At 70.4% G+C, this 14,703-nt stretch carries 12 protein-coding genes; 8 read left to right on the top strand and 4 right to left on the bottom strand.

Going from position 1 to position 14,703, the window contains the following annotated elements:
- The first annotated feature begins 40 nt into the window (after nucleotides 1-40).
- Both IEY84_RS17750 and IEY84_RS17745 read left to right on the top strand, forming a co-directional pair.
- Complete coding sequence (locus tag IEY84_RS17750; protein ID WP_183549022.1) at nucleotides 41-232, top strand: hypothetical protein; 192 nt, start codon at nucleotides 41-43, stop codon at nucleotides 230-232.
- A complete protein-coding gene (locus IEY84_RS17745; protein ID WP_183549024.1) occupies nucleotides 229-756 on the top strand; it encodes a MauE/DoxX family redox-associated membrane protein in 528 nt (175 codons plus the stop codon). Before IEY84_RS17750 ends, IEY84_RS17745 begins: the two co-directional genes overlap by 4 nt.
- On the opposite strand, the gene IEY84_RS17740 is transcribed toward IEY84_RS17745, so the two are convergent.
- Complete coding sequence (locus IEY84_RS17740; RefSeq protein ID WP_229788791.1) at nucleotides 711-1,181, bottom strand: GNAT family N-acetyltransferase; 471 nt, start codon at nucleotides 1,179-1,181, stop codon at nucleotides 711-713. The two genes, IEY84_RS17745 and IEY84_RS17740, sit on opposite strands and share 46 nt — an antisense overlap.
- 176 nt (nucleotides 1,182-1,357) lie before the next feature.
- On the opposite strand from IEY84_RS17740, the gene IEY84_RS17735 reads away from it, so the two are divergent.
- Nucleotides 1,358-2,083 (top strand): peptidylprolyl isomerase, encoded by a 726-nt coding sequence (locus tag IEY84_RS17735; RefSeq protein WP_183549027.1) that lies wholly within the window; start codon nucleotides 1,358-1,360, stop codon nucleotides 2,081-2,083.
- 105 nt (nucleotides 2,084-2,188) lie between these two features.
- Here the strand turns inward: IEY84_RS17735 and soxR are convergent, their stop codons facing one another.
- Nucleotides 2,189-2,662, bottom strand: coding sequence for a redox-sensitive transcriptional activator SoxR (gene soxR / locus IEY84_RS17730; protein WP_183549029.1), 474 nt, complete (start codon nucleotides 2,660-2,662; stop codon nucleotides 2,189-2,191).
- Nucleotides 2,663-2,723: 61 nt separating this feature from the next.
- Between soxR and IEY84_RS17725 the strand changes: the two genes are divergently transcribed.
- Nucleotides 2,724-3,422: an SDR family NAD(P)-dependent oxidoreductase gene (locus IEY84_RS17725; RefSeq protein ID WP_183549031.1), complete on the top strand. Its 699-nt coding sequence runs from the start codon at nucleotides 2,724-2,726 to the stop codon at nucleotides 3,420-3,422.
- Complete coding sequence (locus tag IEY84_RS17720) at nucleotides 3,419-4,480, top strand: S-adenosylmethionine:tRNA ribosyltransferase-isomerase (protein WP_183549033.1); 1,062 nt, start codon at nucleotides 3,419-3,421, stop codon at nucleotides 4,478-4,480. Before IEY84_RS17725 ends, IEY84_RS17720 begins: the two co-directional genes overlap by 4 nt.
- Nucleotides 4,481-4,599: 119 nt before the next feature.
- Here IEY84_RS17720 and IEY84_RS17715 read toward each other — a convergent pair whose 3' ends face one another.
- Nucleotides 4,600-5,046 carry an OsmC family protein gene (locus tag IEY84_RS17715; RefSeq protein ID WP_183549035.1) on the bottom strand — a complete coding sequence of 149 codons (447 nt, stop codon included), beginning with the start codon at nucleotides 5,044-5,046 and terminating at the stop codon, nucleotides 4,600-4,602.
- Nucleotides 5,047-5,083: 37 nt separating this feature from the next.
- On the opposite strand from IEY84_RS17715, the gene pepN reads away from it, so the two are divergent.
- The 3 genes from pepN to IEY84_RS17700 are packed head-to-tail and all read left to right on the top strand — an operon-like array spanning nucleotide 5,084 to nucleotide 11,715.
- Nucleotides 5,084-7,534 (top strand): aminopeptidase N, encoded by a 2,451-nt coding sequence (gene pepN, locus IEY84_RS17710; RefSeq protein ID WP_183549038.1) that lies wholly within the window; start codon nucleotides 5,084-5,086, stop codon nucleotides 7,532-7,534.
- A 60-nt stretch (nucleotides 7,535-7,594) separates the two neighbouring features.
- Nucleotides 7,595-8,794, top strand: a complete 1,200-nt coding sequence (locus IEY84_RS17705; protein WP_183549040.1) for an exonuclease SbcCD subunit D — start codon at nucleotides 7,595-7,597, stop codon at nucleotides 8,792-8,794.
- Entirely contained in the window at nucleotides 8,794-11,715 is a 2,922-nt protein-coding gene (locus IEY84_RS17700) for an AAA family ATPase (RefSeq protein ID WP_183549041.1), read from the top strand. The genes IEY84_RS17705 and IEY84_RS17700 overlap by 1 nt, the downstream gene beginning before the upstream one ends.
- Before the next feature lie 85 nt (nucleotides 11,716-11,800).
- Here the strand turns inward: IEY84_RS17700 and gcvP are convergent, their stop codons facing one another.
- On the bottom strand, nucleotides 11,801-14,689 hold the full coding sequence (gene gcvP / locus IEY84_RS17695; RefSeq protein ID WP_183549043.1) for an aminomethyl-transferring glycine dehydrogenase: 2,889 nt from the start codon (nucleotides 14,687-14,689) through the stop codon (nucleotides 11,801-11,803).
- Nucleotides 14,690-14,703: the final 14 nt, after the last annotated feature.

Below are 14,703 nucleotides of genomic sequence, written 5' to 3'. Positions count from 1 at the left end.
TGGCCGTGGCTGCGGGCCGTGGCTGTGGCACCCTGGCCAGGTGAACGAGGTGTGGTACGTCGTCGGCCTGGTCATGGTCTCCGTGGCCGTGCTCGTGCTCGGGGTGTGGTTCGTGCGGCGTGAGATCCGGGACGAGATCTCCCCGGCGGCGTTGCTGTGGACCGGATATGCGGTCGTGGCGGCGTTCGTCGTCTTCGGCGTGCTGCGCACCTCGTGGGTGGTGCTCTCATGAGGACTCGCGCTGATCTGCTGGGCTGGATCGGGCTCGCCGGCCGCCTCTACCTCGGCTTCGTGTTCCTGTCCGCCGGGCTCGCCAAGCTCCCCGAGCCGGCGATCACCGAACAGGCGGTCCGCGGCTACCAGCTGCTGCCGTGGCAGCTCGCACCTGCGTACGCGATCGCGATGCCGATCGCCGAGGTCGTGCTTGGGGTGCTACTGATCCTCGGGCTGTTCACCCGGACGGCGGCGGTGGCGACCGCGCTGGGGTTGTGCTCGTTCATCGTCGGGATCACCTCGGCCTGGGCACGCGGGCTCAACATCGACTGCGGCTGCTTCGGCGGTGGCGGTGCCTCGGCCGACCCGGCCTACCTCGCCGACACCCTGCGCGACCTGGGCTGGCTCGCGATCGCGGTCTACCTGATCGTCGTACGCCGCACGAAGCTCGCTCTCGACAACCTGCTGTTTCGACGGGCCGCTGCGCCGGTCGACAGCTACAGCGAGAGCTCGAAGAACACCGAGTTGGGATCGAGCACGTAGCTGCCGAAGGGCGGGCGTTCGGTGAAGCCGTTGCCTGCGTAGAGGCGGCGCGCGGGCTCGTAGAAGTCTTCGGTCCCGGTCTCCAGGAGCAGCCGACTGCCGCCCTGCGACCTGGCCTGATCGATGAGATGGCGGAGCATCGCGGTGGCGACGCCGCGGCCGCGGGAGGCGGCCGTTGTGCGCATCGACTTGAGCTCGTAGTCACCCTCGCCGAGCGCCTTCAGCGCACCGCAGCCCACGAGCTCTGATCCTTCCCAGGCGGACCAGAACGAGATCTCGGGCACCTTCAGTGCCTCGAGGTCGAGCGCGTGCACCGACTCGGCCGGCGTCACCGCGTACATGTCCTCGAGATGATCCTCGAGGATCCCGATCACCTCGGGCCGGGTCAGGTCGTCGAGCTCGAAGCGCAGGGAGAGCACAGGCACGGCTGGAGATTAGCCGAGCCCTCCCCTGTCGTGGCGGGGTGGGTGCGGTGAGGCTGGTGCAGTATCGCGGTGGGCAACCATCGTGTGCGATAGTGCGCGGCACCGATGCTGGCGGCGGATGCCCGCGCAATGGGTCCGTCGCAGGACCGTTCGGGGCGCTCCCCTAGCATCTGGGCATGTCTTCTCGTGCGCTCCCGGCCGTTGCCGCCGCTGCCCTGCTCCTGACGCTCTCCGCCTGCGGTTCCGACGACGGCGGTTCCAGCGAGGCCACGGAGAGCAACGACGGCCCGAAGTCGAGCGAGTCGAGCGACTGGAAGTCGATCGTGAAGCCGGGCACGACCAGCTGCGACTACCCCGAGGACCCGATGGGCGCCTCGAAGGAGGTGGACGCGCCGGAGAAGACCGCGCAATACACCGGCAAGGTCGCCGCCACCATCAACACCTCCGTCGGTCCCCTCGCGATCACCCTCGACGCCGACAAGGCGCCGTGCACCGTCAACTCGTTCCTCTCGCTGGCCTCGCAGGACTACTACGACGCCACCAGCTGCCACCGCCTCGGCAACAACCCCGGCTTCGAGCTGCTGCAGTGCGGCGACCCGACCGGCGAGGGCACAGGCGGCCCGGGCTACACGATCCCCGACGAGTTCAAGGAGAGCGACACCTTCCCCGCCGGCACCCTCGCGATGGCCAACACCGGCCAGCCCGACACCGGCGGCAGCCAGTTCTTCATGGTCTTTGGCGACACCCAGCTCCCGCCCGCCTACACCGTCTTCGGCACCCTCGACGAGGCGGCCGTCAAGACCCTCCAGGAGGTCGGCGAGGCTGGTGTTGCCGAGGCCGGCCCCGACGGCACCGGCGCCCCGAAGAAGGCTGTCGAGTTCGAGACCATCACCGTCGGCTGAACCCCACCTGCCGAGGCGTCACTCCGGTCGGCCGAGATGGCACGGACCTGACCACTCGACCGACCCAAGTGACGTCTCGAGCGACGGGAGTGACGCCTCGGCCTGTCAGGGGCGGCGGCGGGGCGGGTCGCGGCGGAGGACCTTGGGGAGGTACGCGGCGCCGGAGCTCTGCGCGGCAGCGGCGTCGTCGGGGTTGGAGATGCGGCAGCGCTGCAGGGAGAGGCAGCCGCAGCCGATGCAGGAGTCGAGGTTGTCGCGGAGACGCTCGAGAGCATGGATCTGCTCCTCGAGGCGACGGCGCCAGTGCTTCGACATCCGAGCCCAGTCGGCCTTGGTGGGTGTCCGGTCATCAGGCAGACAGTCGAGCTCGGCCTTGATCTCGTCCAGCGAGAGCCCGACGTTGGCGGCCGCCCGGATGAAGGCGAGCCGGCGCAGGACGCTGCGCTCGAACGTACGCTGCCCCCCGGCCGACCGCTCGGCCCGGATCAGACCCTGGCTCTCGTAGTAGCGCACCGCGGAGGCCGCGTAGCCGCTGCGCCGGGTCACATCGCCCATCGTGAGCAGGTCGTGGGTGTTCATCTCACTCTTTTCTGTCGCAACCCTTGATCTCAAGTTCACTTTAGGTTGAATGCTAGACGGCATGAACCGATCAGACAACGAAGTAGCCGTCATCACCGGCGGATCCGCCGGGCTGGGGCACGCTCTCACCACGGCCCTCATCGACCGGGGCTGGAGCGTCGTCACCAATGCCCGCAACGCCGACCGTCTCCATGCCGCGCTGCCAGACAGCTCTCGGGTGACGATGCTGGGCGGCGACGTGCGCGATCTCGACCATCAGGACGCCATCGCCGCCGCGGTCGCCCGCCACGGGCGCCTCGACCTGCTCGTGCACAACGCCAGCGAGCTCGGCCCGATGCTTCCCCTGGCCGAGGTTCCCGAGAGCCTCTTCTCGAGCGTGCTCGAGACGAACCTGCTCGCTCCGCTCTCACTCACCCAGCGGCTCCTCCCCTACTTGATCGCCTCGCGCGGGACCCTGGTGGGCATCTCCAGCGACGCGGCGGTCGAGCACTACCCGACCTGGGGAACGTACGCCGCCAGCAAGGCCGCACTCGATCACCTGATCCTCACCCTCGGCGAGGAGAACGGCGTCCGCGCGTACGCCGTCGACCCCGGCGACATGCGCACCTCCATGCACCAGGCCGCCTTCCCCGGTGAGGACATCTCCGACCGACCACTGCCGGAATCAGTCGTTCCGCACCTGCTCGCGCTGCTCACCGGCGACGAGCCGTCCGGGCGCTACCGCGCCGCCGATCTCGCAACCGCAGGAGCAACCCGATGACGATGCTCGCCGAACGACCGACCACCAGCTTCCCCGTCCCCGACGACACCACCGCCCCCGCGCCCGCGGAATGGCGCGGCCTCGAGCGCGACGGCGTGCGCCTGCTCGTGGCATCACCCAGCGGCGTACGACACTCGCGGTTCCGCAACCTCGCCGAGCACCTCTCCCCCGGCGACCTGGTCGTGGTCAACGACTCCGTGACGGAGGCACGGCAGCTCGACGCCGACCTCATCGGACGCGGCCGGGTCGTCCTCCACCTCGCCCAGCGTCTCGACCCGGGCTGGGTGGTGGAGATCCGCTCCGCGCCGGATGCCGCACGGTCCGTGCTGGACGCGACCGCGGGCGACGTGGTCGTGACGGCCGGACTCCGGGTCACTCTGGGCGAGCCCTACCCCGACGGACGCCCCTCCTCCCCCACCGGTGAAGGCAACCGGCTGTGGCGCGCCGATGTCATCGGCGACGTGGCCACCGAGCTCGAGCGGTCGGGCCGCCCGATCGCGTACGGCTATCTCGACCGGCGCTACCCGATCGACGCCTACCAGACGGTCTTCGGGCATCGCCCCGGGAGCGCCGAGATGCCCTCGGCCGCCCGTCCGTTCACCCATCCACTGGTCACGGAGCTGGTCACGCGCGGTATCCAGATCGCGCCCATCACCCTGCACACCGGGGTCTCCTCCCAGGAGGCAGGTGAAGCGCCCGGCGCGGAGTGGTTCGAGGTCTCCGCGACCACGGCCCGGCTGGTCGAGCAGACAAGGTACGCCGGCGGCCGCATCGTCGCGGCCGGCACCACTGTGACCAGGGCCCTTGAGTCGGCAGTCGTCCCGGCGACCGGAGCGGTCCGGCCGGCGAGCGGCTGGACCGACCGGGTCATCACGCCCGCCCACCCGCCGTACGTCGTCAACGGGCTGATCACCGGATGGCACGACCCGCAGGCCAGCCACCTGCTGCTCGTCGAGGCCGTCGCCGGCCCGGAGCTCACCCAGGCCGCCTACGACGCCGCAGTCGCCGCGCGCTATCTGTGGCACGAGTTCGGCGACTCCGCCCTCCTGCTCCCCTGAGGTGCCGAGACGTCACGTACGTCGGCCGAAGCGTCACGCGCGTCGGTCGAGATGGCACGCGCGTGCCATCTCGGCCGACCGGAGTGACGTCTCGACCGACCTAGTTGACGTCTCGGCAGTTAGAGATCACCCTCGGCGTAGCTGACCGGGGTGCCGACGGAGACCGTGCGGCCGACGGTGCAGAGCCGGGTCTCGGACTTCTTGATCGCGTCCGGGAGGACCTTGCGGGCAGCGTCGCCGCCCTCGCCCTCGGGGAAAGTGATGTCGAAGGTGACCGAGATGTCGACCAGGCGATTGCCCTCTTCGTCGCGGATCTTGGTCGCCGCGGCGAGGGCCTCGAAGGTCTCCATCGGCGATCGCTTGCCGGTGATGAAGTCGACGTCGAGAGCACTGCACCCGGCCAGGGCCGCGAGGAGCATCTCGACGGGCGTGAAGTCGGGATCCTCGCCGTGGCCGAGCACCAAGGAGCCTCCGCGGGCGTTGGTCGCGCGGAAGCGGTGCTCGCCGATCTTCTCCAGAGAAACCGAGCGCAGGTCTGCGGCAGAGCCGGTCGTGGGGTCAGTCATGGGGAAAGAGTGCCATCTGGCCGTTAGCCTGTGCGACGTGAGCACCCAGAGCCTGCCCCTGCGCCGAGACGAGGCCGCCGCCCGAGCCAGTCTGCTGAAGATCGAGGACTACGACGTACGTCTCGACCTGGCCTCCAGCGAGACGACCTTCGGCTCCGTGACGACGATCCGATTCACCTCGCGAGGTGGGCCGACGTTCCTTGATCTGAAGCCGGTCTCCGTCGAGAACATCAGCCTCAACGGCAACCCGATCGACCCGGTCATGCTGGCCCAGGGCCGTCTCCCGATCACCACTCAGGAGGGCCCGAATAAGCTCGTGGTCGAGGCGACGATGCCGTTCCGCAACGACGGCGAGGGGCTCCACCGCAGCGTCGACCCGGCCGACGGCCGAGCGTACGTCTACGGGATGTGCTTCATGGACGCCGCGCCGACGATCTTCGCCTGCTTCGACCAGCCCGACCTGAAGGCGCCCTACACCTTCCACGTGACCGCGCCGCAGGACTGGACGGTGATCGGCAACGCGCCGGGACTCCAGACCGAGCCCGGCGTGTGGGAGTTCGAGCGGAGCCAGCCGCTCTCGACGTACTTCGTCACGCTCGTCGCCGGCCCCTGGCACATGATCCACGACGAGCACGACGGGATCCCGCTGTCGCTGAGCTCGCGGCAGAGCATCGCCGCCGACCTCGACAAGGACGCCGAGGAGCTCTTCACGCTCACCAAGCAGTGCTTCGACGAGTTCCACCGGCTCTTCGGCATCCGCTACCCGTTCGGCAACTACCACCAGGCGTTCGTGCCGGAGTTCAACGCGGGCGCGATGGAGAACCCGGGCTGTGTGACCTTCCGGGACCCGCTCGTCTTCACCTCGCGCGTGACCCGCGGCATGCGGATCCAGCGCGCCACCACCGTCGCCCACGAGATGGCCCACCAGTGGTTCGGCGACCTGGTCACGCCGCAGTGGTGGGACGACCTGTGGCTCAACGAGTCGTTCGCCGAATACATGGGCAACCGGGTGACCGCCGAGGTGACCGAGTACGCCGACGCCTGGGCCGACATGTCCTACTCCCGCCGCCAGTGGGGGCTGACTGCCGACCAGCGCGGCTCGACGCACTCGGTCGCCGGCAACGGTGCCGAGGACGCCGTCTCGGCGCTGCAGAACTTCGACGGGATCTCCTATTCCAAGGGCTCCGCGATCCTGCGCCAGCTCGCCGCCTCCCTGGGTGACGACGTCTTCTTCGCGGGCGCGATCGACCACTTCACCAAGCACCGGTTCGGCAACGCGACGATGCACGACCTGTTCGGCTCCTGGGCCTCCGCCGCGGCCGAGGCGGGGATCGATTTCGATCTCGACACCTTCACCTCCCAGTGGCTGTTGACCGCCGGCCCGGACACCCTCTCGTGGGATCCGGCCAAGATGGTCGTCAACCGCACCGCCCCGTCGTTGCACCCCGCCGACCGCGCCCACACCTTCCGTGCGGCGATCCTCAACGGCACCCGGTGGACCACCGAGGAGATCACGGTGACCGGCGACCAGACGCCGCTGAAGGTGGCCGCCAACGCGGTCGTCCTCGACCCCTACGACGACACCTGGGCCTCCGCGATCCCCGACTGGGAGACGGTCCAGGCGCTCAAGGCGGCCCTCCCTGAGATCACCGACGACGGCCTGCGCGCCGGCGTGTGGAACAACCTGCGCAGCGCCTGGTTCAACGCCGCGGTCGACTCGGCCGACGTCATCGACATCGCCGAGGCGTCGCTGCCGATCGAGGACGTCGAGGACACCCCGAGGCGTACGATGCCGTGGCTGTTCGGCTCCGTGGTGCCGCTGGCGCCCGCGGGTGCCCGGGAGCGGCTCCACGACGCGGCGCTGCGCAAGCTCGCCGAGGTCGCTCCCGGTTCCGAGCTGCAGCTGTCCGCTTACCGTGCGGCGATCCGCTCGGCCCGCTCCGAGGCGCTGCTGCGGGAATGGCTGGCCACTCCCCCGGCGGGCATCGAGACCGATCTCGATCTGCGCTGGCGTATCCTCACCAAGCTCGCCGAGATCGGCTCGACGACCCGTGAAGAGCTGCAGGCCGCCTACGACGCCGAGCCGGCCAACGACGCGCGCATCCACCACACCGCCGCCCAGGTCAGCATCCCCGACGCGGAGGCGAAGGCCTACGGCTGGTCCGTGTTCACCGGCGAGACCGATCTGCCCAACTACGACATCCTGGCCGCCGGACGGGCGTTCTGGAGCGGTCCGGCCGAGCTCACCGCGGGCTATGTCGAGCGCTACTTCGCCGAGCTTCCCGCCACCGCCGAGAAGCGGTCGGGCTGGAGCCTCGCCGAGGCCGCCGAGGCGTTCTTCCCGAGCGGCTCGGTGTCCGAGGAGACGCTCGCTGCCGCGCGGGCGGTCATCGAGCTGGATCTCGACCCGGGCGTACGCCGCCGGGTCTCCGATGCGGCCGACAATCTGCAGCGGCAGCTGGCCATCAAGATCACCTACCCCGTGTAGCGGAGGCTCCGGCGGTGAGTCGGCGGCAAGACTGTCCGTGCTCACCGATAGTTTTCGTACATGCGGATCCTGCACACCTCCGACTGGCACCTGGGTCGGTCCTTCCACCGGGAGGGCATGCTCGGGCACCAGGCGGCGTACGTCGACCATCTCCTCTCCGTGGTGGAGCAGGGATCGGTCGACGTGGTGTGCGTGTCCGGAGATGTCTACGACCGTGCGCTTCCGCAGGTCGACGCCGTTCGGCTGGCCTCGGAGGCGCTCTCCCGGCTCGCGGCCTCGCGGGCGAAGGTCGTCATCACCAGCGGCAACCACGACTCGGCCCAGCGGCTGGGGTTCGGCTCCGAGCTGATCGACGCTGCCGGCATCTTCATCCGCACCGACCTGGCCGGTGTCGGCCGCCCGGTGATGCTCCCCGACGAGCACGGCGAGGTCGCCTTCTACGGGCTCCCCTATCTCGATCCCGACGCCGCCAGGGCGTCCTGGGGGCTGGAGTCGCGCTCGCATCAGGCTGCGCTCGGCGAGGCGATGCGGCGAGTACGTGGCGATCTCGACGGCCGGGGCGGCCGCAGCGTGGTGATGGCGCACGCCTTCGTCACCGGTGCGGAGCCGTCGGACTCCGAGCGTGACATCTCCGTCGGCGGCGTGTCGATGGTGCCGGCCAGCCTCTTCGAGGACATCTCCTACGCTGCTCTCGGTCACCTTCACGGCCGCCACACGATCACCGACACGGTGCGCTACAGCGGCTCCCCGCTGGCGTACTCCTTCTCCGAGGCCAACCATCTCAAGGGATCCTGGCTCATCGATCTCGACGAGTCCGGTTTCGTCGCCAGCGAGTTCGTGGAGACGCCGGTCCCGCGCAAGCTGGCCCGGTTGCGAGGCACGCTCGAGGAGCTCCTGAGCGACCCCCGCCACGAGGTCCACGAGCAGTCGTGGTTGCAGATCACATTGACCGACCGGATCCGCCCGGCGCAGGCCATGGAGCGGCTGCGGCGGCGGTTCCCGCACACCCTCGTGCTGGGGTTCGAGTCGACCGCGCCGGTCCTGGGTGCCCTCTCCCAGCCCGACCCGTCCCGGCCGCGGCGGGACATCGACCTGGTCACCGAGTTCGTCGCCGAGCTGCGTGGCGAGCCTGCCGCCAAGGCCGAGCTCGCGCTGCTGCAGACCGCTGTGGACGCCTGCTGCGAGGACCCCGAGGTGGACACGCTCAACTCGCGCGCCGGCGAGACCGAGGAAGAAGAGTGGCTCGAGGTGCTCTTCTGATGCGCCTTCACCATCTGGAGGTGTCCGCGTTCGGCCCGTTCACGGGCACGGTGAGCGTCGACTTCGACCAGCTCTCCGAGGCAGGGCTCTTCCTGCTCTCCGGCGCCACCGGAGCCGGGAAGACAAGCGTCCTGGACGCGGTCTGCTTCGCGCTCTACGGCGACGTCCCCGGTGACCGTTCGGTCGCGAAGCGGCTGCGCAGCGACCGGGCCCCGGCCGAGGTCGCGACGCGGGTCGTCCTGGAGGCGACGCTTGCACAGCGACGCTTCCGGATCACCCGCTCCCCGTCGTGGGAGCGGCCCAAGCGGCGTGGCGCCGGCACCACGACCCAGCAGGCCTCCGTCGTGCTCATGGAGCAGGTCGGCGAGGAGTGGCGCACCCTCACCACCCGCCTCGACGAGGCCGGTCACCTGGTCTCGGATCTGCTCGGGATGACCCTGACCCAGTTCGTGCAGGTCGCGATGCTCCCCCAGGGGCGTTTCCAGGCCTTCCTCCGCTCCAGCGCCGAGGAGCGCAAGCGGCTGCTGGAGCGGCTCTTCCGCACCGAGCGCTTCGCCGATGTCGAGCGCTGGCTCCGGGAGCGCCGCGTGGAGCTTCGGCGGCGCTCGGAGGGGCTCAACGCCGGCGTCGCCGAGGTGGTCAGCCGGATCAGCGAGACCGCGGCCGTCACACTCCCCGACGACTGGGACGTCCACGACCTCGGCCTCCCCGCCGGAGACGGCGCCATCGCCACCTGGGCCCGCACGCTGACCGAGGAGGCCATCGAGGCGCAGGCGGTCACCTCCGGCGCCGCGATGGAGGCCCTCGCCGCGGAGTCGGAGACCCTCGCCGCGCTCGACGAAGCCCGGGCGATGGCCGAGAAGCAGCGAGGCCTCCGCGCGGCTGCCGCCGCCGAGAGCCGACTGGTTGATGCGGCCGAGGAGCAGGCCGAACGCGTACGCCGCGTCGAGGCCGCCCAGCGGGCCGAGGCCGTGGCCGGGGTCAGCGAGCTCGCCGACCAGGCACGGCGCGAGCACGAGAAGGCGTCAGCCCTGGCTCCGAACGACCTCACCCTCAGCGATGCCAAGGCAGCCGTCGACCGGGTCTCCGCCCGTCTGGCCCAGGCCCGTGCTCTGGTGCCGGTCCAGCGACGGCTCAGCGAGGTCGTGCGCGAGCTCGCGACCACCGGTGCGCAGCGCGACCGCGTGCTCACCCAGACACACGAACAGGCCCGGCTCGCCGAGGAGCTCCCACAGCAGGCCGAGGCGCTGGCGGCAGACCTCGTGGCCGCCACCGAGGCAGCCGCGGCGATCCCGGTGCTGCGAGCTCGGGTCGCGGCGGTGACCGAGGTCAGCCGGCTGACCCGGGAGCTCACGGAAGCCGGCCTCAGGCACGAGTCGGCCCGGACGGCCGCCATGGAGGCGCGCACCCACTATCTCGACGTACGCCAGGCCCGGCTCGACGGCATCGCCGCCGAGCTCGCCGGCGCCCTCGCGGTCGGCGCAGACTGCCCGGTGTGCGGGTCCCACGAGCATCCTCACAAGGCCTCCCCCGCCGACGGTGCGCCCGACGCCGTGGCTGAGAAGACCGCCCAGACTGCCTACGACAACGCCAGCGCCGAGGAGCACGCCCGCGACCAGCACGTGCGTGACCTGACGACCCGTCTCCAGCTCGCCCAGGAAGCCGCCGGGGAGACCGACGAGCCGACTGAGTCCATGACCGAGCGCCTCGCCGACCTGGAGCGTACGGCTGCCCGGGAGCCCAGCCTGCGCGCCGAGCTCGCTGCCGCGGAGCAGACCCGGGAGCGCTCGGTCGCACTCCGCACCGAGCTCGAGACCCGTGCTGCCGAGCTGGAGACCACGCTGCGTCACCTCACCGAAGAGCGCGAACGCCTCGAGGAGCAGCTGCGCGATGTCCGTGACGGACATCCCGATCTCGACGCCGTGCTCGTCGCGCTCGACCGCGACCACCGCGCGGCGGCGACCGCACTCGAGCGCCTCGAGGCGGCCGCGCGTACCGCCGAGGCGCTGGGCGCGGCCGAGCGCACCTTGACGGCCACCGCGGCCCGCGCCGGCTTCGACACGCCGCAGAGTGCGCTGGCCGCCGCCCTCCCCGCGGAGCAGGTCGCCGGCCTGAACAGCCAGATCAAGACGTACGCAGACAGCCTGGCTGCCGCCCGCGCGACCTTGGACTCCCCCGGCGCCGCCGAGATCCTGGCCACCGACGAGCCCGACCTGTCTGCTCTCTCCCTCACCCACCGCCAGGCCGCAGCCGCCGCCGACGCGGCCCGCTCGGCCGCCGACACCGCCGCCACCCGGGCCGCACGTCTCGACTCGTTGCAGCGCGACCTGACCCATGCGCTCTCGGTCTGGGCACCCGTTCGCGACGATCTCGAGATCGCGGCCCGGATCGCCTCCTTCGCCGAGGGCAAGAGCAGCGACAACCAGCTCCAGATGAGTCTGTCGGCCTACGTCGTCGCCTATCGGCTCACTCAGGTCGTCGCCGCCGCGAACGAACGCCTGGCGAAGATGAGCGACCAGCGCTATGCCCTGGAGCACTCAGCGGCCAAGGGCGCCGGCGACCGCCGCGGCGGCCTCGCGCTCATGGTCCGTGACGACTGGTCCGGCGAGTCGAGAGACCCCGCCACCCTCTCGGGCGGCGAGACCTTCGTGGTCTCCCTCGCGCTCGCGCTCGGCCTGGCCGACGTGATCATGAACGAGGCCGGCGGCCAGATGCTCGACACCCTCTTCGTCGACGAGGGCTTCGGCTCCCTGGACGCCGACACTCTCGACGACGTGCTCGACGTCCTGGACACCCTTCGCGAGGGCGGCCGGATCGTCGGCGTGGTCAGCCACGTCACCGAGATGCGCGAGCGCATCCCCACCCAGCTGGCGGTCGCCAAGGGCCGTGAGGGATCGACGCTCCAGATCCACGGCACCTGAGCCAGAACCTGAGCCAGAACCTGCCGAGGCGTCACGTACGTCGGCCGAGTTGGCACTCATGTGCCAACTCGGCCGACGGGAGTGACTACTCGGCGAAGGACTCGACCGGCGGGCAGGAGCAGATCAGGTTGCGGTCGCCGTAGGTGTTGTCGATACGGGCGACGGGCGGCCAGTACTTGTCCGGGTCGATGCCGCGCGGGAAGACGGCCTCCTCGCGGGAGTAGGGGCGGTCCCACTCGCCGACGAGCGCACGAGAGGTGTGCGGAGCACCGCGCAGGACCGATGTCTCGGCGGTCCACTCCCCGGAGGCGACCCGGTCGATCTCACCCTTGATCGCGATCATCGCCTCGATGAACCGGTCCAGCTCGGCGAGATCCTCGGACTCGGTGGGCTCGACCATGAGCGTGCCGGCGACCGGGAAGGACATCGTCGGTGCGTGGAAGCCGTAGTCGATGAGCCGCTTCGCGACGTCGTCGACGGTCACACCGGTCTCCTTGGTCATCGGCCGCAGGTCGAGGATGCACTCGTGCGCGACCAGGCCGGTCTCACCGCGGTAGAGCACCGGGAAGTGCTCGTTGAGGCGCGAGGCGACGTAGTTCGCCGACAGCACCGCGGCGGACGTCGCCCGGGTCAGGCCCTCGGCGCCCATGAGCCGGACGTAGGCCCACGAGATCGGCAGGATCCCCGCCGAACCGTACGGAGCGGCCGAGATCGCCCCGATGCCCGAGCGCTTCGAGGCGTCGGGGTGCAGCGAGTGCGAGGGCAGGTAGGGGGCCAGATGGGAACGGACCGCGACCGGACCGACGCCCGGGCCGCCGCCGCCGTGCGGGATGCAGAAGGTCTTGTGCAGGTTGAGGTGAGAGACGTCGCCACCGAACTCGCCGGGCTTGGCATAGCCCAGGAGCGCGTTGAAGTTGGCGCCGTCGATGTAGACCTGACCACCGGCCTCGTGCACCAGCGAGCAGACCTCGGTGATGCCCTCCTCGTAGACCCCGTGGGTCGAGGGGTACGTCACCATGATCGCGGCAACGTTCTCGCCGTGGGCGTCGAGCTTGGCCCGCAGGTCCTCGAGGTCGACGGTGCCGTCCTCGGACGACTTCACGACCTCGACCTTCATCCCGGCCATCACGGCCGAGGCGGCGTTGGTGCCGTGCGCCGAGGACGGCATCAGGCAGATCTTGCGGTGCCCCTGCCCCTGAGCGTCCAGGTAACCACGGATCGCCATCAGGCCGGCGAACTCACCCTGCGAGCCGGCGTTCGGCTGGATCGAGACCTCGTCGTAGCCGGTCACCTCGGCCAGCCACCCCTCCAGCTCTCCGACGAGACGCGCGTAACCGGCAGCGTCCTCGGCGGGTACGAACGGGTGCAGGTCGGCGAAGCCGGGCAGCGAGATCGGCTCCATCTCGGTGGTCGCGTTGAGCTTCATGGTGCACGAGCCGAGCGGGATCATGCCCTTGTCGAGCGCGTAGTCACGCCCCGCCAGCTTGTGCAGGTAGCGCAGCATCTGGGTCTCGCTGTGGTGCGCGTTGAAGACCTCGTGGGTGAGGTAGTCGGTGGTGCGCAGCAGAGCCTCGGGCAGCGCGCTGGCCGAGGTGCGGTCGATCTCCTCCAGGTCGACGCCCGAGACGCCGAAGGCGTTGAGCACGGCCGAGAGGGTCGAGCGCGTGGTCGCCTCGGAGGTGGAGATGCCGACGGTGTCGGCATCGACGAGACGAAGATGTACGCCGAAACGGCGCGCCGCGGTGACGACATCGGCCGCCCGCCCGGGCACGGTGACCCCCAGAGTGTCGAAGAACGTATCCGAGACCAGCGAGAGCCCGGCCGACTTGAGCGCGGCGGCCAGCACGGCGGCGTAGCGGTGGGTGCGGGTCGCGATCGTCCGCAGCCCGGCGGGACCGTGGTAGACGGCGTACATCGAAGCGCCGACGGCCAGCAGCACCTGCGCAGTGCAGATGTTGGAGGTCGCCTTCTCGCGGCGGATGTGCTGCTCACGGGTCTGCAGGGCGAGGCGGTAGGCAGGACGCCCCTCCGCGTCGACGGAGACGCCGACGAGACGACCGGGCAGATGCCGCTCGATCCCCTGGTGGACCGCCATGTAGCCGGCGTGCGGACCACCGTAGAAGAGCGGGATGCCGAAGCGCTGGGTGGAGCCCACGACGACGTCGGCGCCGAGGGTGCCGGGCGCCTCAAGGACGGTCAGCGCGAGCAGGTCGGCAGCGACCACGGCGAGCGCGCCCCGATCGTGGGCGGCATCGATGACGGGCTTGAGGTCGGGCACACGGCCAGAGGCGCCGGGGTACTGCACCAGCACACCGATCAGGTCACCCTCGGGCAGGCCTTGCGAGAGGTCGGCCACGACGACCTCGAGGCCCATCGCCTCGGCGCGCACCTTGACGACCTCGATCGACTGCGGCAGGGCGTCGGCGTCGATGACGAACGGGCCGGATCCCTTCCGGTTGGCCCGGTGCACCAGCGCCAGCGCCTCGGCGGCAGCCGTGCCCTCGTCCAGGAGCGAGGAGTTGGCCACCGGCAGGCCGCTCAGGTCGCCGACCATGGTCTGGAAGTTGATGAGCGCCTCGAGGCGACCCTGGGAGATCTCGGGCTGGTAGGGCGTGTAGGCGGTGTACCAGCTCGGGTCCTCGAGCACGTTGCGACGGATCACCGGCGGTGTCACGGTGGCGTGGTAGCCGAGCCCGATCATCGGCTCGCCGGGCTTGTTGGAGGCGGCGATGTCCCGCGCCAGGGAGGCCACCTGCGCCTCGGTCAGCGCGCGCGGCAGGTCGAGCGACTCGACCGACCGGATCCCGGCCGGGACGGCGGCGTCCATCATCTCCGCTACCGAGTCATACCCGAGCCGCGAGAGCATGATCCCCTCGTCAGCGGCGGAGAGCCCGATGTGGCGCTCCACGAACGGGGAGGCGGCATCGAGCTCGGACAAGGTGGGCGTGTCGGACACAGTGGCTCCTGAGGGCATCTAAGACAACTCGT

Source organism: Nocardioides albus, assembly GCF_014648255.1.
GTDB lineage: Bacteria > Actinomycetota > Actinomycetes > Propionibacteriales > Nocardioidaceae > Nocardioides > Nocardioides albus.
The sequence above is the reverse complement of the archived record's forward strand: the minus strand, read 5'-3'. Positions and strand labels throughout refer to the sequence as shown.